Origin of the sequence: Salinicoccus carnicancri Crm (genome assembly GCF_000330705.1) — a bacterium.
In the GTDB taxonomy this organism is placed as follows: Bacteria; Bacillota; Bacilli; order Staphylococcales; family Salinicoccaceae; genus Salinicoccus; species Salinicoccus carnicancri.
Genome location: NZ_ANAM01000010.1, coordinates 179,123 through 200,438, shown reverse-complemented (window position 1 = coordinate 200,438; position 21,316 = coordinate 179,123). Strand labels below are relative to the sequence as shown.

Sequence of the window (21,316 nt, the reverse complement as noted above, 5' to 3'; positions counted from 1 at the left end):
TATCCAAACTAAAAAACTATTGATGGAGGAATTATAATGACTCACGAACAAATCATTGAAGCGATTAAAGAAATGTCCGTTCTAGAACTTAACGATCTCGTTAAAGCAATTGAAGAAGAATTTGGCGTAACTGCAGCAGCTCCAGTAGCAGCAGCAGGTGCCGGTGCTGGTGAAGCGGCAGCTGAAGAGCAGACTGAATTCGACGTAGAACTTACTGATGCCGGATCTTCCAAGATCAAAGTCATCAAAGTTGTGCGTGAAGCAACTGGTCTTGGCCTGAAAGACGCTAAAGAACTCGTTGACGGTGCTCCTAAAGTCGTCAAAGAAGGCGCTTCTAAAGAAGAGGCTGAAGAACTCAAAGCTCAACTTGAAGAAGTTGGCGCCAGCATCGAACTTAAATAATTTTTGTGTAAACCCGAAGGCTCATCTTAAACATCACGTTTAAATGGGCCTTTTTTAATTGCTTGGGCATTGATGACTTTTTGGGAGTGATTGAATGGCGCATTATTTTACAAATGATGATACCGAACATGATTTCAGGGAAATAGAATATGTGCATGCAGGCAGAACGTACCGATTCACGACCGACCGCGGAGTGTTTTCGCGTGAGCGTATCGATTTCGGGTCGAGGGTGCTGATCGAAGCTGTGATCACTGACTTCAACGGGGTGGAACATGCGCAGTTCATTGATATGGGGGCAGGATACGGTCCGATCGGCATTATAGCCGGGGATGCCCTCGGCATGAAGCCTGTCATGGTGGAAGTGAATGAGGATGCGGTCCGGCTCTGCGCCAGGAATGCCGAGACCAACGATGTCCAGGCCGAAGTGCTGACACGTGCAGAGTACGATGCAGATAGTGCTTTTTCAGATGTCGGCTTGTATGTGACGAACCCCCCCTTCCGTGCGGGGAAAAAGGTTGTGATGGGCATCATTGATGATGCGTCAGAAAAACTTTCTCCAGGGGGAATATTCTATATGGTGGTTCAGAAAAAACAGGGCATGCCGTCATATAGGAAGGCGATGGAAGCATCCTTCGGCGATGCCGTATCCATTCACAACGAAAAGGGTTATCATGTGCTGAAAGGTGTCAAGAATCACTGATTATAAATTTGACTTGACAAATGTACTGTGATATAGTTATAGAATGTAAAAATATAATGTCAATAAGTATGCATTTTTGTGCGCTGTTGATAGGAGCGTATTAAATATAGTCGATCAATATAAATAGGAAATGGGGTTGTGAAGCGATTCCGTTTTCTTTTTGTCTTATTGGCTGTTTAACTGCTTCGGTGAATGTTTTACGTAATTTTTAATAGGGGTGAATCTGTCGATGAGTCAACTGATTCAATATGGAAGACACGCTAAACGCAGAAGCTATGCACGTATCGAAGAGAAATTGGATCTGCCTAACCTGATCGAAATTCAGACAAAGTCCTATGACTGGTTCCTCAAAACTGGTCTGATTGAGATGTTCAAGGATATCTCTCCTGTCGAGGACTTTACTGGCAATATGTCACTTGAGTTTGTGGATTACAAGCTGGGTGAGCCGAAATATGATGAGGATGAAGCAAAGAACCACGATGCAACATATTCTGCACCGCTGCGTGTTAAAGTGCGCCTTGTCATCAAGGAAACGGGAGAGGTCAAGGAACAGGAAGTGTTCATGGGTGACTTCCCGCTGATGACGGATACAGGCACTTTCATCATCAATGGTGCTGAACGTGTTATCGTATCCCAGCTTGTCAGGAGCCCGTCTGTCTATTATTCAGAGAAACTCGACAAGAACGGCAAGACAAGCTTTGGTGCTACGGTGATTCCAAACCGTGGCGCATGGCTCGAATACGAAATCGATGCCAAAGATATCGTATATGTAAGGATTGACCGTACCCGCAAGCTGCCTATGACAGTATTGCTCAGGGCTCTCGGCTTTTCCACAGACCAGGAGATTGTAGAATTACTGGGCGACAATGAATATATCAGAAACACACTGGAAAAAGACACGACAGAAACAGTAGACCAGGCGCTCCTAGAAATCTACGAACGACTTCGCCCGGGTGAACCACCTACAGTTGAGAATGCAAGGAATCTTCTGTACTCAAGGTTCTTCGATCCGAAGCGTTATGATCTTGCAAACGTCGGCCGCTACAAGATGAACAAAAAACTTCACCTTCAGAACCGCCTGTTCAACCAAGTGCTGGCGGAACCCATCGTTGATAAAGAGACCGGCGAAATCGTGGCGGAGGCTGGAACAACAATAGACCGCCGCACACTGGACAGCATCATCGAGGTGCTGGAATCAAGTGCCAACCTTGAAACATACCATCTGGAAAACGGACTTCTTGATGAACCGGTGGAAATCCAGTCCATCAAAGTTGAAGCGCCGAACCAGGAAGAGGGAACGACGACCATCATCGGTAACGCATTCCCTGATGTGGAAGTTAAATCGATCACACCGTCAGATATCATCGCTTCCATGAGCTATTTCTTCAATCTGCTGCATGGAGTGGGTAATACAGATGATATCGACCATCTCGGCAACCGGCGTCTGCGTTCTGTCGGCGAATTGCTGCAGAACCAGTTCAGGATTGGTGTGTCCCGTATGGAGCGTGTCGTAAGGGAACGTATGTCCATCCAGGATACAGAATCCATCACGCCGCAGCAGCTGATCAACATCAGGCCTGTGATTGCATCAATCAAAGAGTTCTTCGGAAGCTCGCAGCTCTCACAATTCATGGACCAGACGAACCCGCTTGCGGAACTCACACATAAACGCCGTCTCTCAGCTCTCGGACCCGGCGGTCTGACACGTGAACGCGCCGGCATGGAAGTGCGTGACGTGCACTACTCCCACTACGGGCGCATGTGCCCGATTGAAACGCCGGAGGGGCCGAACATCGGTCTCATCAACTCCCTGTCAAGCTATGCACGGGTGAATGAATTCGGCTTTATCGAGACCCCTTACCGCAGGGTGGATGCTGAAACGAACAGGGTGACGGGCCATATCGACTACCTTACAGCTGACGAAGAGGACAACTATGTAGTCGCACAGGCGAACGCCGCGCTGGAAGAGGATGGAGCGTTCATCAATGAAGAGATCCTCTGCCGTTTCCGCGGCAATAACACCAAAATGGCAAGGGAACGCATGGACTACATGGACGTTTCACCGAAACAGGTGGTATCTGCAGCGACGGCATGTATCCCGTTCCTTGAGAACGATGACTCCAACCGTGCTCTCATGGGCGCGAACATGCAGCGTCAGGCGGTACCTCTCCTGATTCCCGAGTCCCCGCATATCGGCACCGGCATGGAACACGTGGCAGCACGTGATTCCGGAGCGGCGATTGTATCCCGCTACAGAGGCCGTGTAGAGCATGTGGCAGCGAGTGAAGTGCATGTGCGCCGTATCGAAGAAGAGAACGGCAAAGAGACTGAAACTGAAAAAGATATCTATAACATGTCCAAATTCATACGTTCCAACTCAGGGACATGCTACAACCAGAAGCCGATCGTATCGGCGGGAGATGTTGTATCCAAAGGTGAAATCCTTGCCGATGGTCCTTCCATGGACAATGGTGAGATGGCGCTCGGCAGGAATGTGGTGGTCGGCTTCATGACATGGGACGGCTACAACTATGAGGATGCTGTCATCATGAGTGAACGCCTCGTGAAGGATGATGTCTATACATCCATCCATATCGAGGAGTATGAATCCGAGTCACGCGATACGAAACTCGGGCCTGAAGAAATCACACGCGATATTCCAAACGTTTCGGATAACGCATTGAAGAAACTCGATGACAGAGGTATCGTACACATCGGTGCCGAGGTCAAGGATGGCGATATTCTCGTTGGTAAAGTGACGCCTAAGGGTGTTACCGAACTCACAGCGGAAGAGCGTCTCCTGCATGCAATATTCGGTGAAAAGGCGAGGGAAGTCCGCGATACATCACTCCGTGTGCCACACGGTGCAGGCGGAATCGTCCTCGATGTCAAAGTCTTCAATCGTGCAGATGGCGACGAGCTTTCCCCGGGTGTCAATCAGCTTGTCCGGGTTTATATCGTCCAGAAGAGGAAGATCAGCGTAGGGGACAAGATGTGCGGCCGCCACGGTAACAAAGGTGTAATTTCCAAGATTCTCCCGGAAGAAGATATGCCTTACCTGCCGGATGGCACACCAATCGACATCATGCTCAACCCGCTCGGGGTGCCTTCACGTATGAACATCGGGCAGGTTCTAGAGCTTCACCTGGGCATGGCGGCAAGAGCCATGGGCCTTAAGATGGCTTCACCTGTATTTGATGGTGCGAATGAAGAAGATGTGTGGAGTACAATGGAAGAAGCAGGGCTTGCCCGCGACGGTAAGACAGTCCTCTATGACGGACGTACAGGCGAACCGTTCGAGAACCGTATATCCGTAGGCGTAATGTACATGCTGAAACTCGCACATATGGTAGATGATAAATTGCACGCCAGAAGTACAGGACCATACTCACTCGTTACACAGCAGCCGCTTGGTGGTAAAGCACAATTCGGCGGACAGCGTTTCGGTGAGATGGAGGTATGGGCGCTTGAAGCATACGGTGCCGCGTATACTCTGCAGGAAATCCTGACAGTAAAATCCGATGATACAGTCGGGCGCGTGAAGACGTATGAAGCGATTGTCAAAGGAGAAAACGTCCCTAAACCTGGTGTACCTGAGTCCTTCCGCGTATTGATGAAGGAACTTCAAAGTCTTGGTCTTGATGTCAACATTCTCGATGAGAACGATGAAGAGATTGAAATGAGAGATACCGAAGAGGATGAAGCATCCAATCAGGTTAACTTGAGTGAGAACACTGATGCTAAAACTGAAGATGTGACTGAATGATGACTGAGCTTGATAAAACTTTAGGGAGGAAAGCTCATTGATAGATGTTAATAGATTCCAATATATGAAAATAGGTTTGGCTTCATCTGAAAAGATCCGTTCCTGGTCTTTCGGTGAAGTGAAAAAGCCAGAAACAATCAACTATAGAACGCTTAAGCCCGAGCGTGATGGTCTGTTCTGTGAGAAGATTTTCGGCCCAACCAAAGACTGGGAATGCAGCTGCGGCAAATATAAACGTGTAAGATACAAAGGCATGGTCTGCGACCGCTGCGGCGTCGAAGTGACCCGTGCCAAAGTACGCCGTGAGAGAATGGGGCACATTGAACTGGCTGCCCCGGTTTCCCACATATGGTATTTCAAAGGTATCCCTTCCCGCATGGGGCTGCTGCTGGACATGTCACCGCGTTCCCTTGAAGAGGTCATTTATTTCGCCTCCTATGTGGTGGTCAAGCCCGGCTCCACCGGACTTGAACCGAAACAGCTGCTGACAGAGCGTGAGTATCGTGAATACTACGACAAGCACGGCAACACTTTCACTGCAAAGATGGGTGCTGAAGCAATCAGGGACCTTCTGGAGGATGTAAAGCTCGAAGAAGAGCTTGAAATGCTCAGAAAGGAACTCGAGACCGCGACGGGACAGCGCCTGACAAGAGCAATCAAACGCCTTGAAGTCGTCGAGTCCTTCCGCAGCTCCGGCAACAATCCTGCATGGATGATCCTTGATGTACTGCCGATCATCCCGCCGGAAATCCGTCCGATGGTACAGTTGGACGGCGGCCGTTTTGCAACGAGTGACCTGAATGATCTCTACCGTCGTGTAATCAACCGTAATAACCGCTTGAAACGCCTGCTTGACCTCGGTGCACCCGGGATCATCGTGCAGAACGAGAAACGCATGCTGCAGGAAGCCGTGGATGCGCTGATCGATAACGGACGCCGCGGCCGTCCTGTGACAGGACCGGGCAACCGTCCGCTCAAATCCCTGTCGCACATGCTCAAAGGTAAACAGGGGCGTTTCCGTCAGAACCTGCTCGGTAAGCGTGTCGACTATTCCGGACGTTCCGTCATCGTCGTAGGCCCTTCCCTCAAAATGTACCAGTGCGGTCTGCCGAGGGAGATGGCGCTCGAACTCTTCAAGCCTTTCGTCATGAAAGAACTTGTTGAGCGTGAAATGGCGACGAACATCAAAAATGCCAAAGGCAAGATTGAACGCATGGAGAACGAAGTATGGGACGTTCTTGAAGATGTTATCAAGGAACACCCGGTACTGCTCAACCGTGCGCCGACACTCCACCGTCTGGGTATCCAGGCGTTTGAGGCGACGCTGGTGGAAGGGCGTGCGATTCGTCTCCATCCGCTCGTGACGACAGCCTACAACGCCGACTTTGACGGTGACCAGATGGCCGTCCACGTACCGCTTTCAAAAGAAGCCCAGGCGGAAGCGCGCATGCTGATGCTTGCGGCACAGAACATCCTCAACCCGAAAGACGGTAAGCCGGTTGTTACACCTTCACAGGATATGGTTCTTGGTAACTATTACCTGACGCTTGAAAGGGAGAACGAAAAGCGTGAAGGGCACATCTTCAAAGATGCCAATGAAGTGGTCATGGCGTACCAGAACGGCTACGTCGGATTGCATACACGTATCGGTGTCCATACTAATGCGTACGGAACGGAGAAAGTCTCTGAAGATAACGAAGGCAAGATCCTGATGACGACTACGGGTAAAGTCATCTTCAACCAGATCATGCCCCCGTCCTTCCCTTATATAAACGAACCGACAAGGGAGAACCTGGAGTTCAAGACACCGGAAAAATACTTCGTCAGGGCATCCGAACTTGGTGAAAAGGGACTGAGGGCCAGATTTGAAGAGTCGCCTGTCGGCGATCCGTTCAACAAGAAATTCCTCGGTCAGATCATTGCCGAAGTATTCAACAAGTTCCACATTACAGAAACATCTGTAATGCTGGACCTTATGAAAGACCTTGGATTCAAGTATTCTTCCAAAGCGGGTATCACAGTAGGGGTGTCCGACATCGTGGTCCTTCCTGATAAGCAGGAGATCATCAATGAAACGGAAGAGAAAGTGGAGAAAGTCCAAAAACAGTTTACACGCGGTCTCATTACAGAAGAAGAACGCTATGGTGCTGTCATTGAACTATGGACGAAGGCGAAGGATGTCATACAGGAGCGCCTGATGCAGTCGCTTGACCGTCTGAACCCTATCTTCATGATGAGTGACTCCGGTGCCCGTGGTAACGCATCTAACTTCACGCAGCTTGCCGGCATGCGTGGTCTGATGGCCAACCCGTCCGGACAGATCATCGAACTCCCGATCAAATCAAGCTTCCGTGAAGGTCTGACAGTGCTCGAGTACTTCATATCCACCCACGGTGCCCGTAAAGGTCTTGCGGATACAGCGCTCAAGACAGCCGACTCAGGTTACCTGACACGCCGTCTTGTCGATGTTGCACAGGATGTCATCGTCCGCGAAGAAGACTGCGGAACAGACAAAGGCCTGCTGGTTTCAGCACTTACCGAAGGTTCCGAGCTGATCGAACCGCTGATTGACCGCCTTGAAGGCCGTTATTCAAAAGAGACGGTAAGGCATCCGGAAACAAACGAAATCCTTGTGCGTTCCAATGAACTGATCACATCCGATCTTGCCAAGGAAATCGTGACAAGCGGCGTCGAAGAGATGTATATCCGCTCTGCATTCACATGCAACACACGGCACGGCGTCTGTGAACGCTGCTATGGTAAAAACCTGGCGACAGGAGAAAAAGTCGAAGCCGGTGAAGCGGTCGGTACAATCGCTGCGCAGTCAATCGGTGAGCCGGGCACACAGCTCACAATGCGTACGTTCCATACGGGCGGTGTTGCGGGAAGCGACATCACCCAGGGTCTGCCGCGTATCCAGGAGCTGTTCGAAGCCCGTAACCCGAAAGGTCAGGCAGCCGTCTCAGAGATCCGCGGTGCGGTAACTGATATCGAAATCGTCAAAGATCGCCAGCAGGAAGTCAAAATTAAAGGCGAACAGGAGACGAAGACGTATACTGTACCTGCCACTGCAAGGCTGATAGTGGACATCGGTGATGTCGTCGAACCGGGTCAGCCGCTCAATGAAGGTTCGATCGAACCTAAAGAACTGCTGACAATCGCCGGGCTGAATCGCACTCAGGAATACCTTCTCAAAGAAGTCCAGAAGGTATACCGCATGCAGGGTGTTGAAATAGATGATAAACACGTTGAGGTCATGGTAAGACAGATGCTCAGAAAAGTGAGGATCATCGATGCAGGGGATACTTCACTGTTGCCGGGTGCTCTTGTGGACATCCACCAGTTTACGGATTCCAACAAAGACATCTTCAAGAAGCGCAAGCGCCCTGCAACAGCAAAACCAGTCCTGCTTGGTATTACCAAAGCATCTCTTGAAACAGAAAGCTTCCTGTCCGCAGCGAGCTTCCAGGAAACAACAAGAGTGCTCACAGATGCCGCAATCAAAGGCAAGCGCGATGAACTGCTCGGACTCAAGGAAAATGTCATCATCGGTAAATTGATCCCTGCCGGTACCGGCATGCCAAAATACCGTGATGTTGAAATTGATGTCGCAGCAAAACCAGTCGAAGAAGTACAGGAAGAAGTACTGGTCGAAGAGTAATTCTTCGCCGGGGGATATATGGCCGGGGTGGAGCATCCCGGCTGTTATTCTTTTAACTCCATATGAAATATCAGGTTTTGAAATTTATAGACCTTGACTTTGAAAAGTCCGGATGATATTATAATTAAGGTTACTCTATGTGGGGCTTTTGTGCCTTTATATGGAGATACAAAATGTTGAAATGTAAGAATTTTTTCTTACACATTTTTTATACCCAAAAAATGAACCACCTGGATGTGTGGTATTAAGAAAAGAGAGGAGGAAGAACATGCCAACTATTAACCAGCTTGTCAGAAAATCTCGCCAGTCTAAATCAAAAACATCAGACTCACCAGCTCTGAACAGGGGATTCAACAGCCTTAAGAAACGTGTTACCAACGAAACTGCTCCACAAAAACGTGGTGTCTGCACTCGTGTGGGTACGATGACTCCTAAGAAGCCGAACTCTGCTCTCCGTAAATATGCTCGTGTGAGACTTTCAAATAATGTCGAAGTGAATGCATACATTCCTGGAATTGGACATAACCTCCAGGAGCACAGTGTGGTACTCATCCGCGGCGGCCGTGTAAAAGACCTGCCAGGTGTACGTTACCATATCGTGCGCGGTGCTCTTGACACTTCCGGTGTCGACACTCGCAGACAGGGCCGTTCCCTATACGGTACCAAAAAGCCTAAAGCTAAAAAATAAACAGGCCGTATCCAACGGTTCTGTTCTGAAAAAATTATTTGAAGGGAGGCAAAACTATGCCACGTAAAGGACCAGTTGCCAAAAGAGACGTACTGCCGGATCCGATCCACAACTCCAAGCTTGTGACCAAACTCATCAACAAAATGATGGTTGACGGCAAACGCGGTACATCCCAAAGAATTCTCTATTCTGCATTTGATCTTGTACAGGAACGTTCTGGCAGAGATGCTATGGAAGTCTTCGATGAAGCAATCGATAACATCATGCCGGTACTTGAAGTTAAAGCCCGCCGTGTTGGTGGATCCAACTACCAGGTGCCAGTTGAGGTACGCGCAGAGCGCCGTACGACTCTCGGACTTCGTTGGCTTGTGAACTACGCACGTCTGCGTGGGGAGAAGACAATGGAAGAACGTCTTGCAAACGAAATTCTTGACGCTGCCAACAACACAGGCGGAGCTGTCAAGAAACGTGAAGAAACTCACAAAATGGCAGAGGCTAACAGAGCATTCGCCCATTACCGTTGGTAGTAGGCGGGTAATACAGCCTTTAAATTTCAACCCATTCCTGGAAGGAGAAAAGAATACCAATGGCAAGAGAATTCTCTTTAGAAAAAACTCGTAACCTCGGTATCATGGCACACATCGATGCCGGTAAGACTACGACAACTGAACGTATTCTTTATTACACAGGCCGTATCCATAAGCTTGGTGAAACTCACGAAGGGGCATCCCAGATGGACTGGATGGAGCAGGAGCAGGAACGTGGAATCACGATCACTTCAGCTGCCACTACAGCTCAATGGGATGGTCACCGTGTAAACATCATCGATACACCGGGACACGTAGACTTCACTGTCGAAGTTGAACGCTCCCTCCGTGTACTTGACGGTGCGGTAACTGTACTCGATGCTCAGTCCGGTGTTGAACCGCAGACTGAAACTGTATGGAGACAGGCGACCACTTACGGTGTCCCGCGTGTTGTTTTCGTCAACAAGATGGACAAGGTAGGCGCCGACTTCGAATATTCGGTAGGCACTATCAGAGAACGCCTTCAGGCGAATGCTCATCCGATTCAGTTCCCGATCGGTGCTGAAGATAACTTCACAGGCATCATCGACCTGATCGAGATGAAAGCATACAACTATGGTAACGATCTCGGAACAGAAATCGAAGAAATGGAAATTCCTGACGAGTATAAAGACAAGGCCGAAGAGCTCAGGGAGTCCCTCATCGAAGGACTTGCTGATGTGAATGAAGACATCATGGAAAAATATCTTGGCGGTGAAGAAATCGCCAAAGACGAACTGATGGCAGCAATCCGTCAGGCTACATGTGATGTTGAATTCTACCCGGTTATGTGTGGTACGGCATTCAAGAACAAAGGGGTACAGCTGCTCCTCAACGCAGTGATCGACTACCTTCCTTCACCACTTGATGTCAAGCCGATCGTCGGTCACGCCAAAGATGACGAAGATGAGGAGATCATCGCCAAGCCTGAGGAGTCTGCACCTTTCGCAGCGCTTGCGTTCAAAGTCATGACTGACCCGTACGTAGGTAAATTGACATTCTTCCGTGTGTATTCCGGTACACTGGATTCCGGTTCATACATCAGGAATACAACAAAAGACAAGCGTGAACGTGTCGGACGTATCCTGCAGATGCATGCCAACTCCCGTGAAGAGATTTCCACTGTTTACGCAGGGGACATCGCTGCGGCTGTCGGCCTGAAGGATACAGGTACGGGGGACACACTCTGTGATGAGAAGAACCAGGTCATCCTGGAATCCATGGAGTTCCCTGAGCCGGTTATCCATCTGTCTGTAGAGCCTAAATCCAAAGCTGACCAGGACAAGATGACGACAGCTCTTGTCAAGCTTCAGGAAGAAGATCCTACATTCACAGCACGTACGGACAGCGAAACAGGACAGGTTATCATCGGCGGCATGGGTGAGCTTCACCTTGACGTCCTTGTAGACCGCATGAAACGCGAATTCAGAGTTGAATGTAACGTGGGTGCGCCAATGGTGTCCTACCGTGAAACATTCAAACAGGGTGCCTCCGTACAAGGGAAATTCACCCGCCAGTCCGGTGGACGCGGACAGTACGGTGACGTACACATCGAATTCATGCCAAACGAACAGGGCGGCGGCTTCGAATTCGAAGATGCGATTGTCGGTGGTGTTGTTCCGCGTGAATTCATTCCATCCGTTGAGCAGGGTCTCAGGGATTCACTCGACAATGGTGTAATTGCAGGTTATCCGCTTGTGGACATCAAAGCGAGACTGTTCGATGGTTCATACCACGACGTCGATTCCTCAGAGATGGCGTTCAAAGTCGCAGCTTCCCTTGCCCTCAAAGAAGCAGCGAAAGTTTGTCAGCCGGTTCTGCTTGAGCCGATGATGAAGGTGGAAATCGTAATGCCGGAAGAGTACATGGGTGATATCATGGGTGACGTAACCAGTCGGCGCGGACGTGTCGAAGGTATGGCTGCACGCGGTAATGCACAGGTAGTCAACGCTTTCGTACCACTTTCCGAAATGTTCGGTTACGCTACAAGCCTGCGTTCAAATACACAGGGCCGCGGTACGTACACTATGTCATTCGACCATTACGAAGAAGTTCCTAAGTCTGTCTCTGAAGAAATCATCAAGAAAAACAAAGGTGAATAATCAGCTGGCTTGATTTTTGCCCCTGAATCATTTATAAGTGATTTAGAAACACCTCCGGGCGGGGAGACCCCGTCCTGAGTTTCAAATAAAAACAACTTACTTTAAGGAGAGGTATAACAAAATGGCTAAAGAAAAATTTGACCGTTCCAAAACACATGCCAATATTGGTACAATTGGTCACGTTGACCACGGTAAAACAACTTTGACAGCTGCAATCGCAACTGTACTTGCTAAACATGGTGACACTACAGCTCAGAGCTATGCTCAGATCGATAACGCTCCAGAAGAAAAAGAGCGTGGTATCACAATCAACACGTCCCACATCGAATATGAAACTGATAGCCGTCACTATGCTCACGTAGACTGCCCGGGACACGCTGACTACGTTAAGAACATGATCACTGGTGCTGCTCAAATGGACGGCGGTATCCTCGTAGTATCTGCAGCAGACGGCCCAATGCCACAAACTCGTGAGCACATCCTGCTTTCACGTAACGTTGGTGTACCGGCACTTGTTGTATTCCTTAACAAAGTTGACATGGTTGACGACGAAGAGCTTCTTGAACTCGTTGAAATGGAAGTCCGTGAACTTCTTTCTGAATACGACTTCCCTGGCGACGACATCCCTGTAATCGCTGGTTCAGCTCTCAAAGCTCTTGAAGGCGATGCAGAATACGAAAACAAAATCATGGAACTGATGGAAGCTGTAGACACTTACATTCCAACTCCAGAGCGCGACTCTGACAAGCCTTTCATGATGCCTGTTGAGGACGTATTCTCAATCACTGGCCGTGGTACAGTGGCAACTGGGCGTGTTGACCGTGGACAAATCAAAGTCGGTGACGAAGTTGAAATCATCGGTCTTGCTGAAGAATCCGGTAAAACAACTGTTACAGGTGTTGAAATGTTCCGTAAGCTTCTTGACTATGCAGAAGCCGGCGACAACATCGGTGCGCTGCTCCGTGGTGTAGCACGTGAAGACATCCAGCGTGGACAAGTACTTGCTAAACCTGGATCCATCACTCCACACACAAACTTCAAAGCTGAAGTTTACGTTCTTTCAAAAGAAGAAGGTGGACGTCACACTCCATTCTTCAACAACTACCGTCCTCAGTTCTACTTCCGTACAACTGACGTAACTGGTGTTGTTAACCTTCCGGAAGGAACTGAAATGGTCATGCCTGGCGACAATGTTGAAATGACAGTTGAACTCATTTCCCCAATCGCCATCGAAGATGGTACACGTTTCTCTATCCGTGAGGGTGGACGTACTGTTGGATCAGGCGTTGTAACTGAAATCATTAAATAATTTCAATATGCAATGCTGAAGCCTGGACATCATGTCCAGGCTTCTTTTCGTTGCACAAAAAGAACCGGGGTGCACATGCACCCCGGTTTCTCTATGGATTATCAAATTCCATCACTGTTCTGAGCAGTGTTTCCACCCCGGCTTTCATGCCGGCTTCATCAATATCGAATTTCGGATGATGGTGGGGGTAGTCAGCACCCAGTTCACTGTTGCCGACCCCGGTGTATACGTAGGCACCGGGTCTGTTCTGCAGGAAGTAGGAGAAGTCCTCCCCGCCCATGGACGGGGGATTTTCCTGAGCAGTCTTTACATATGCCGCGTCCCTGACTGCACGGACGACATGCCCGACCTGAGCGTTGTCATTCAGCAGGGCAGGGTAGCCGTCGCTGTATTCCACTGTGCACTGTACGCCGAAGCTTGATTCGATCCCTCTGGCGATGTTCTCGATGCGGTTCTGCACCTGTTCCTTGACATCCCTTTCAAAAGTACGGACTGTCCCCCGGATTTCCGCAGTATCCGGGATGACATTGAACACCGATCCGCTGTTGAAGGTGCCTACTGTGACCACTGCGGATTTCAGTGGGTCCACAGTACGGGATACAATGGACTGGAGCTGTTGGATCAGGGAGGCTGCCGCAACTACCGGATCGATTGCGCCGTGTGGCTCCGCTCCGTGGCCGCCCTGGCCCTGTATGATGATATTGAATGAATCCGCATTGGCATATGCATAGTCATATGTATATGACAGTGTCCCGACAGGGTAGTTGCTTGAGACATGCTGGCCGAATACAAGATCGACACCGTCCAGCGCGCCGTCTTCGACCATCGCACGGGCACCGCCCGGCAGCATCTCTTCGGCGTGCTGGTGGATGAAGACAACATTGACCGGCAGCTCCTCTTTGTGGTCTGAGAGGATGCGTGCAGCAGTAATCAGCATCGCCGTGTGGGCATCGTGCCCGCATGCATGCATGGCACCGTCGATCTGTGACCTGTAGGAGACATTCTTCCCGTCCTGGATCGGCAGGGCGTCAAAGTCGGCACGAAGGCCGATGGTCAGGAAATTATCATCCACATGCAGTCTTGCAACGATGCCGTTTCCACCGACATCCCTTCTTATATCAAAGCCAAGATCACTGATCTGGTCGTATATATACTGTTTTGTCTTTTCCTCCTGGAATGAAACCTCCGGATACATGTGCATATGGCGTCTGATCGCCACCATATCTTCGTATTTTGCTTCTATCTCTTTTGTTATGTCCATCATCAATTCGTCTCCTTCTCAAAAAACTTGAACACGGCATTCAGCATGACGGAGACCGCATTGACCAGACCTTTTTCGTCGATATCGAAATTGGAGTGGTGATGCGGATAATCCGCTTTGAAATTCGGATTGCGCGTCCCTGTGTAATAAAAGGTGCCCGGCACACGCTCTAGATAATAGGAGAAATCCTCTCCGCCGAGATCCGGTTCCAGTGCGATGGTCTTCCTGACGGTTGAAATCTCTTTTGCGGCTGCTAGCACAATGTCCGTCTTTACCTCATCGTTCACCACCGGCGGATAGCCTTTCATGTAATCCAGGTCGTATGAGATGCCGGTGGTGGTCACGAGACCTTCCAGGCATTTCTTCAGCTCTCTGATCATCACTTCCTGCGCCTCTTTTGTGAACGTGCGGATCGTTCCGCCGACTGTGACGACGTCGGGAATCACATTGTGCTGATGACCGCCCTCGAGCATGGTGATGGACAGGACGACAGGCTCCATGGGTTTCGACTTTCTCGTTACCGCATACTGCAGCTGATTGCAGAATGAGATTGCGGCAGCCACGGGATCTATTGCGACATGGGGTTTGGATGCATGTGCCCCGCGGCCGTGTATTTTGACCGTGAAGTCATCCGGCATGCCGGTCGCTATGCCGTATTTATAACCGATGGTACCGACATCAAGGCTGCTCGTCACATGCTGTCCGAATATTGCATCGACACCGTCGAGGCAGCCATCCGCAATCATCTGTATCGCGCCGCCCGGATCGACCTCCTCGGCATGCTGGAAGAGGAAGACGATATTCCCCGAAAGGGACTCTTTGTGCTGTGACAGTATGCGTGCTGCCGTCAGCACCACAGCAGTATGGGCATCATGTCCGCATGCATGCATGACTCCCGGCACGGTTGATTTGTACGGGACATCCTTGGCATCCTGTATGGGCAGTGCATCAAAATCCGCCCTGAGGGCGACGGTCGGCAGCGTCTCATCAACAATGAGCCGCCCGACGACCCCCCGTCCGCCGATGCCTTCCTGTACATCAAGTCCGAGTTCCCTCAGGTACTGAGCGATGTATGCCGGTGTCTGAACCTCCTGGAATGAAAGTTCCGGGTACATGTGGAAATGTCGGCGCAGCCGCACCATCTCGTTATAATTCTCCTGTGTCAGTTTTTCAATGACGTGTGTTTCCATTCGATCACCTGCTCGATTTCAAGTATTTTCATGAACATGGTCAGCCCGTTGACCATTGCGTCTTCATCCAGATCGAACTTGGGATGGTGATGGACAAAATCACTCAGCTTTTCATGGTTGCCCGAGCCGGTGAAGAAAAATGCGCCGGGACGTTCATTGATGAAGTACGAGAAGTCCTCGCCGATCATCAGCGGCTTCGATTCTTCGAACGCGATGCCTGCCTCCCCGGCCGCCTGGCGCACGATTTCCGCTTCCGCGTCGTGGTTGATGACCGCCGGATAACCGAAGTTGTAGAGGACATCTGCTGTCGCGCCGCGTTTTTCAGCCGTAAGAGACGCTTCCCTGTGGAAAATGTCATGTATCATCTCTTTCGTTTCCTGCTTGAATGTGCGGACTGTGCCCGTAATGGTTGCGGTATCGGGTATCACATTGAAAGCATCCCCGGCCCGAACCTTGCCGACAGTGACCACCGCATTATCGAGCGGGGCGACCTGTCTGGCAACGGTCGTCTGCAGGCTTGTGATCAGCTCTGACACAATGACGATCGGATCGACCGCATTATGCGGATGGGCTGCATGCCCGCCTTTGCCCCGGATGGTGATCTCGAAATAGTCCGGGCTGGCAACAAGCGGTCCCGGCTTCGTCCTGATGACCCCTGTCGGATACTGGCTCCAGTAGTGCTGGCCATACACTTTATCGATGCCTGTGAGCACGCCGTCCTCCACCATGGAGATGGCGCCGCCCGGCTGTACTTCCTCGGCGAACTGGAAGAGGAAGGAGATGCTCCCTTTCAAGGAGTCCCGGTTGTGGTAGACAGTATCCAAAAGAGCGAGCAGAGTGCTTGTATGGGCATCGTGACCGCATGCATGCATCACACCTTCCACGGTGGACCTGTAGGGTACATCCTTCTCATCCTGGATCGGGAGGGCATCGAAGTCAGCCCGTATGGCAACGTGCGGATGCGGCGCATTGCTTAGTGTTGCGAGCAGGCCGCCGCCGCCGACATTCTCTTTTATGGAGAGTCCGGGGTATTTATTCAGACGTTCCAATATGTATTTATAAGTCTCTTTTTCATGAAACGATACTTCGGGGTGCATGTGCATATAACGTCTCGTTTCGATCATTTCGGGCAGAATGGATTCCGCCATTTCTTTTATATCCATGACTTTCGCCTCCATAAATCGTATTAGATAATTTTATCAAATTTTCGGAGTTTTATAAACATTATAGTTCGTCATCTTTCAATTATAAGACGCTGTCCACTTGTGATATGATAAGGAAAAGAGGAGGCGATTTGGAATGTCTAAAATTTTGGACGAATATCTTGCGGAGAACCTGCAGGAATTGAAAGACAACGGATTGTATAATGAGATCAATGTGGTCGAAGGCGCCAACGGTCCTGAGATCACGATCGAAGGGGAAAAAATGATCAACCTTTCTTCCAACAACTACCTGGGTCTGGCGACAGATGAAACGCTGAAAACAGTGGCGAAGGAAGCGATCGATTCCCACGGTGTCGGTGCAGGGGCGGTCAGGACGATCAACGGCACCCTCGACCTGCATGTTGAACTGGAGAATAAGCTTGCTGAATTCAAGGGGACAGAAGCGGCTGTAGCATTCCAGTCCGGCTTCAACTGTAACATGGCAGCAATCCAGGCGGTCATGAACAAGGAGGACGCAATCCTGTCGGACGAGCTGAACCATGCATCAATCATCGACGGCTGCCGTCTGTCACGTGCGAAGATCATCCGGGTGAACCATTCTGATATGGACGACCTCAGGAAAAAGGCGAAAGAAGCTGTCGAGTCCGGATTATATAAAAAAGTGATGTACATTACGGACGGCGTCTTCTCAATGGACGGCGACGTTGCATTGCTGCCGGAAATCGTTGAAATCGCCAAGGAATTCGATCTGATTACTTATGTGGATGATGCCCACGGTTCAGGCGTGATGGGCAAAGGTGCAGGTACCGTGAAGCATTTCGGCCTGCAGAACGATATCGATCTGCAGATGGGTACACTGTCCAAAGCAATCGGTGTGGTCGGCGGCTACGTTGCCGGGTCACAGGATCTGATCGACTACCTGAAAGTGGCGGCGCGTCCGTTTCTGTTCTCGACTTCCCTGACTCCGGGAGACACCCGTGCCATCACGGAAGCGGTACAGATGCTGATGGATTCCACAGAACTGCACGACAGGCTCTGGGAAAACGGGGACTATCTCAAAAAGGGGCTCAAGGAACTCGGCTTTGATATCGGTAATTCCGAAACGCCGATCACACCATGCATAATCGGTGATGAGAAGACGACGCAGCAATTTTCCAAGCGGCTCATGGAAGAAGGGGTATATGCCAAATCCATCGTCTTCCCGACAGTGCCCAAGGGCACAGGCCGTGTAAGGAACATGCCGACGGCTGCACATACGAAAGAGATGCTCGATGAAGCACTCCGCATCTACGAAAAAGTCGGCAGGGAACTCAATGTAATCTCATAAAACGAAGGAGTACACAATGGAACGAATTATTATAACAGGGGCTCTCGGTCAGATTGGTACGGAGCTTACTTTGAAACTGAGAGAGAAGTACGGTGAGGATAACGTCCTGCCGACAGACATCAAAGAGCCGGAAGATGAACAGCTGAAGGGGAAACCGTTCGAAATACTCGATGTGCGTGACATGGGTCGCCTGGAGGAAATTGCCCGTGATTTCAAGCCGGATACAATCATGCATATGGCTGCACTGCTCAGTGCAACATGTGAGAAAGATCCACAGCTTGCATGGGACATCAACATGGGAGGCCTTGTGAACGCATTGGAGCTTGCCAGGGAGTCTGGACTGAAGTTCTTTACGCCGAGTTCGATCGGTGCGTTCGGACCTTCCACGCCTAAGGAAAATACGCCACAGGTCACTATACAGCGTCCGACGACAATGTACGGGGTGAATAAAGTCGCCGGCGAATTGCTGTGTGACTATTACTTCGAAAAATTCGGAGTGGACACCCGCGGGGTAAGGTTCCCGGGGCTCATTTCACATGTCAAGGAGCCGGGCGGGGGAACGACTGATTATGCCGTGGAAATCTATTTCGAAGCAATCCGGAACGGCAGATATACATCTTACATCGACAAGGATACGAACATGGATATGATGTATATGGACGATGCGGTTGATGCAATCATCGACCTGATGGAAGCGGATGGTGCAAGGCTTGAGGACCGCAACGCGTTCAACGTGACGGCGATGAGCATCAACCCTGGAATGGTCGCGAATGAGATCAGGAAGCACATACCGGAGTTCGAACTGGACTACGATGTCGACCCTGTGCGTCAGGGCATCGCCGAGAGCTGGCCGAATGCCATTGATGCAAGCCAGGCAGTTCGCCAGTGGGATTTCGAACCGAAATACAATCTTGCCAGAATGACCGAGGTCATGCTGGAAGCGATAAGAAATAAGGCATAAGAAGGCTCTGAGCCTTCTTATTTTTCTAAAACTGGGAGGCAAAATGACGCGTGTAATCCTGTTTGATAAAGATGGAACGCTGCTGAACTATCAAAAAATCTGGACGCCTTATGCCAAACGGGTCATCCAGGCGTTTGCAGAGGAATTCGACAGGCATGATATCAAGGCCGAGCTCGCTTATGAACTCGGCCTGATTGACGGTGAGATTGCGCCGAACTCCATACTTGCGAGCGGCACCGGGGAGATGATCCAGAATCACTTTGAAAAATATGAATCCGGAGCCGCCGCCTGGATGCGCAAGTATTATGAAGCGAGCCTGAAGGAGATACTGGACAGCATGGAACTCATCGAAGGCTCGCGGGAAATGCTCGAAAAATTGAAGGGTGACGGTTTTGAAAATGTGATTGTGACGAGCGACAGTCGTGAGAGTACGGACTATTTCGTGGAGAAATTCAATCTCCATCCGCTGATAAAAGGCATTGTGGCGGGTGACGACGTCCCCTATCATAAACCGGACATCCGCATGCTTCACCCCTTCATGGACCGGCATGGCTACGATGTTCACGACATGGTGATGGTCGGTGACAACAGGTCCGATACGATGCTCGGTTATGAGGAAGGCCTCCGCACAATCGGGGTGCTCAGCGGGACATGCCGCGAGCAGGATCTGGAAGGTGCCGACATCATCGTTGAAAGTGTGGGAGATCTGTATGAGAATGGTGAATTCATCATGGGAGAGGACTGCAGATAAAATGCATGAAGAATTCATGAGGGCGGCCATTGAGGAAGCGAAGAAAGCAGAAGCGATCGGTGAAGTGCCGATTGGTGCCGTCATTGTACATGATGGCGGGATCATCGCCCGTGCACACAACAGGCGGGAGACTTCACAGAATCCGCTGACACATGCGGAGATCATCGCAATAGATGCAGCCAGTGAGAAGATAGGATCATGGCGGCTCGAGGATTGCACACTGTATGTGACGCTGGAACCCTGCGTCATGTGCTCGGGCGCCATTGTGATGAGCCGCATCCCGCATGTCGTCTATGGGGCAAAGGACCCCAAAGGCGGTACTGTGGAGAGTCTCATGCATCTGCTTGATGAGCCCCGGTTCAACCACCGGGCGTACATCACAGCCGGTGTGCTCGGGGAAGAGTGCAGCAGCATGCTCACTTTATTCTTCAGGAAACTGAGGGGAAGGCGTAAAAGAAGAGCGGAAGATTAAATTTTCTGATAAAATGGAATCAAAACAGTATAAGGGAGTTTTAGATGGCTTATGGTCAAACTGATCGCATTGGATATGGATGGGACCTTGCTGACCCCGAATCATGATATAAGCGGGCGGACAAGGGAAGCGATACAAATGGCAATGGATAGAGGAGTGCAGGTGGTGATTGCCACCGGCCGTGCATTCTATGAAGCCCACGGCATCATCAGCAAGCTGGATATGAATGTGCCGTACATCTGCCTGAACGGTGCTGAAGTCCGTAACGAATCCAGCGAAATCATGTCGACTTCAGCTCTGAACTCGGAACTTATCGATGAAGTGTCCGACGTATTCAAAGCCGAAGGGATATTCTACCAGGTCTATACGGACCGGGCGATATATACGACAAGTATTGAAAGGGATATAGAAGTATTCATCGACCTGTCCGAACAGATGGGACAAAAAGCGAATGAAACCCGCATCCGGAAGTTCATGGAAGAGCGTCTGGAGCGCGGAACACTTGTTGAAGTGGATGACTACAAGGGAATCTTCGAAAGAGGGGATGAGAATGTCCTCAAGTTCCTGGCGACTTCATCAAGCCGGGCGAAACTCGTCAGGGCGAAAAACGAACTTAATGAAATCGGCAACCTCGCTGTGTCTTCATCGTCTGCCGGCAATATCGAGCTCACCCATGAAAATGCCCAGAAAGGGGTTGCCCTCGAACATATAGCGGGGATCATGGAAATCGACATGAAGGATGTCATGGCAGTCGGCGATAACCTGAACGATATTTCCATGCTCAAACGAGTAGGCCATTCCGTCGCGATGGGCAACGCCGCTTCAGAAGTCAAAGGCATTGCGAATAAGACTACAAAGACGAACATGGAAGATGGCGTGGCCATTGCCATCGAGGAAGTACTGGCAGAGATGGACCGCCAGGAAGCTGCGGCAGTCTCCACTTCTTCTCCATCCGACGGAGAGAGCAGCACGGATTCGTAACAGCCAGAAAAATGAG

Annotated in this window: 16 protein-coding genes; 13 read left to right on the top strand and 3 right to left on the bottom strand. The window is 50.3% G+C overall.

The genetic code is table 11. The annotated features are described in order from the left end of the window. Positions 1–33: 33 nt before the first annotated feature. From rplL to tuf, 8 genes are all read left to right on the top strand, one after another. Positions 34–402 (top strand): 50S ribosomal protein L7/L12, encoded by a 369-nt coding sequence (gene rplL, locus C792_RS0113400; RefSeq protein WP_156811693.1) that lies wholly within the window; start codon positions 34–36, stop codon positions 400–402. Between the two features lie 94 nt (positions 403–496). Then, the gene (locus tag C792_RS0113395; RefSeq protein ID WP_017549972.1) at positions 497–1,102 is read left to right on the top strand and encodes a class I SAM-dependent methyltransferase; all 606 of its coding nucleotides are present in this window, start codon (positions 497–499) and stop codon (positions 1,100–1,102) included. A gap of 229 nt (positions 1,103–1,331) precedes the next feature. Continuing rightward, positions 1,332–4,868 (top strand): DNA-directed RNA polymerase subunit beta, encoded by a 3,537-nt coding sequence (gene rpoB, locus C792_RS0113390; protein WP_017549971.1) that lies wholly within the window; start codon positions 1,332–1,334, stop codon positions 4,866–4,868. A gap of 37 nt (positions 4,869–4,905) precedes the next feature. After that, the gene (rpoC, locus tag C792_RS0113385; RefSeq protein ID WP_026090370.1) at positions 4,906–8,529 is read left to right on the top strand and encodes a DNA-directed RNA polymerase subunit beta'; all 3,624 of its coding nucleotides are present in this window, start codon (positions 4,906–4,908) and stop codon (positions 8,527–8,529) included. Positions 8,530–8,797: 268 nt separating this feature from the next. Beyond that, positions 8,798–9,217 carry a 30S ribosomal protein S12 gene (rpsL, locus tag C792_RS0113380; protein WP_017549969.1) on the top strand — a complete coding sequence of 140 codons (420 nt, stop codon included), beginning with the start codon at positions 8,798–8,800 and terminating at the stop codon, positions 9,215–9,217. Positions 9,218–9,273: 56 nt separating this feature from the next. Next, on the top strand, positions 9,274–9,744 hold the full coding sequence (gene rpsG, locus C792_RS0113375) for a 30S ribosomal protein S7 (protein ID WP_017549968.1): 471 nt from the start codon (positions 9,274–9,276) through the stop codon (positions 9,742–9,744). A 59-nt stretch (positions 9,745–9,803) separates the two neighbouring features. Further along, complete coding sequence (gene fusA, locus C792_RS0113370) at positions 9,804–11,885, top strand: elongation factor G (RefSeq protein ID WP_017549967.1); 2,082 nt, start codon at positions 9,804–9,806, stop codon at positions 11,883–11,885. A 121-nt stretch (positions 11,886–12,006) separates the two neighbouring features. Further along, a complete protein-coding gene (gene tuf, locus C792_RS0113365) occupies positions 12,007–13,194 on the top strand; it encodes an elongation factor Tu (RefSeq protein WP_017549966.1) in 1,188 nt (395 codons plus the stop codon). Positions 13,195–13,285: 91 nt separating this feature from the next. Here tuf and C792_RS0113360 read toward each other — a convergent pair whose 3' ends face one another. Genes C792_RS0113360 through C792_RS0113350 form a run of 3 tightly spaced genes read right to left on the bottom strand, consistent with a single transcriptional unit; the run spans position 13,286 to position 16,808 of the window. Then, positions 13,286–14,458: a M20 metallopeptidase family protein gene (locus tag C792_RS0113360; RefSeq protein ID WP_017549965.1), complete on the bottom strand. Its 1,173-nt coding sequence runs from the start codon at positions 14,456–14,458 to the stop codon at positions 13,286–13,288. Continuing rightward, on the bottom strand, positions 14,458–15,645 hold the full coding sequence (locus tag C792_RS0113355; protein WP_017549964.1) for an amidohydrolase: 1,188 nt from the start codon (positions 15,643–15,645) through the stop codon (positions 14,458–14,460). The genes C792_RS0113360 and C792_RS0113355 overlap by 1 nt, the downstream gene beginning before the upstream one ends. After that, entirely contained in the window at positions 15,618–16,808 is a 1,191-nt protein-coding gene (locus C792_RS0113350) for a M20 metallopeptidase family protein (RefSeq protein ID WP_017549963.1), read from the bottom strand. Before C792_RS0113350 ends, C792_RS0113355 begins: the two co-directional genes overlap by 28 nt. A 136-nt stretch (positions 16,809–16,944) precedes the next feature. On the opposite strand from C792_RS0113350, the gene C792_RS0113345 reads away from it, so the two are divergent. The 5 genes from C792_RS0113345 to C792_RS0113325 are packed head-to-tail and all read left to right on the top strand — an operon-like array spanning position 16,945 to position 21,300. Beyond that, entirely contained in the window at positions 16,945–18,135 is a 1,191-nt protein-coding gene (locus C792_RS0113345) for a glycine C-acetyltransferase (protein WP_017549962.1), read from the top strand. A gap of 16 nt (positions 18,136–18,151) precedes the next feature. Continuing rightward, positions 18,152–19,096, top strand: a complete 945-nt coding sequence (locus C792_RS0113340) for an L-threonine 3-dehydrogenase (RefSeq protein WP_017549961.1) — start codon at positions 18,152–18,154, stop codon at positions 19,094–19,096. A gap of 43 nt (positions 19,097–19,139) precedes the next feature. Then, entirely contained in the window at positions 19,140–19,847 is a 708-nt protein-coding gene (locus C792_RS0113335; protein WP_017549960.1) for an HAD family hydrolase, read from the top strand. After that, positions 19,813–20,319 (top strand): tRNA adenosine(34) deaminase TadA, encoded by a 507-nt coding sequence (tadA, locus tag C792_RS0113330; RefSeq protein ID WP_017549959.1) that lies wholly within the window; start codon positions 19,813–19,815, stop codon positions 20,317–20,319. The genes C792_RS0113335 and tadA overlap by 35 nt, the downstream gene beginning before the upstream one ends. Positions 20,320–20,370: 51 nt before the next feature. Then, the gene (locus tag C792_RS0113325; protein WP_017549958.1) at positions 20,371–21,300 is read left to right on the top strand and encodes a Cof-type HAD-IIB family hydrolase; all 930 of its coding nucleotides are present in this window, start codon (positions 20,371–20,373) and stop codon (positions 21,298–21,300) included. The last annotated feature ends 16 nt before the right edge of the window (positions 21,301–21,316 follow it).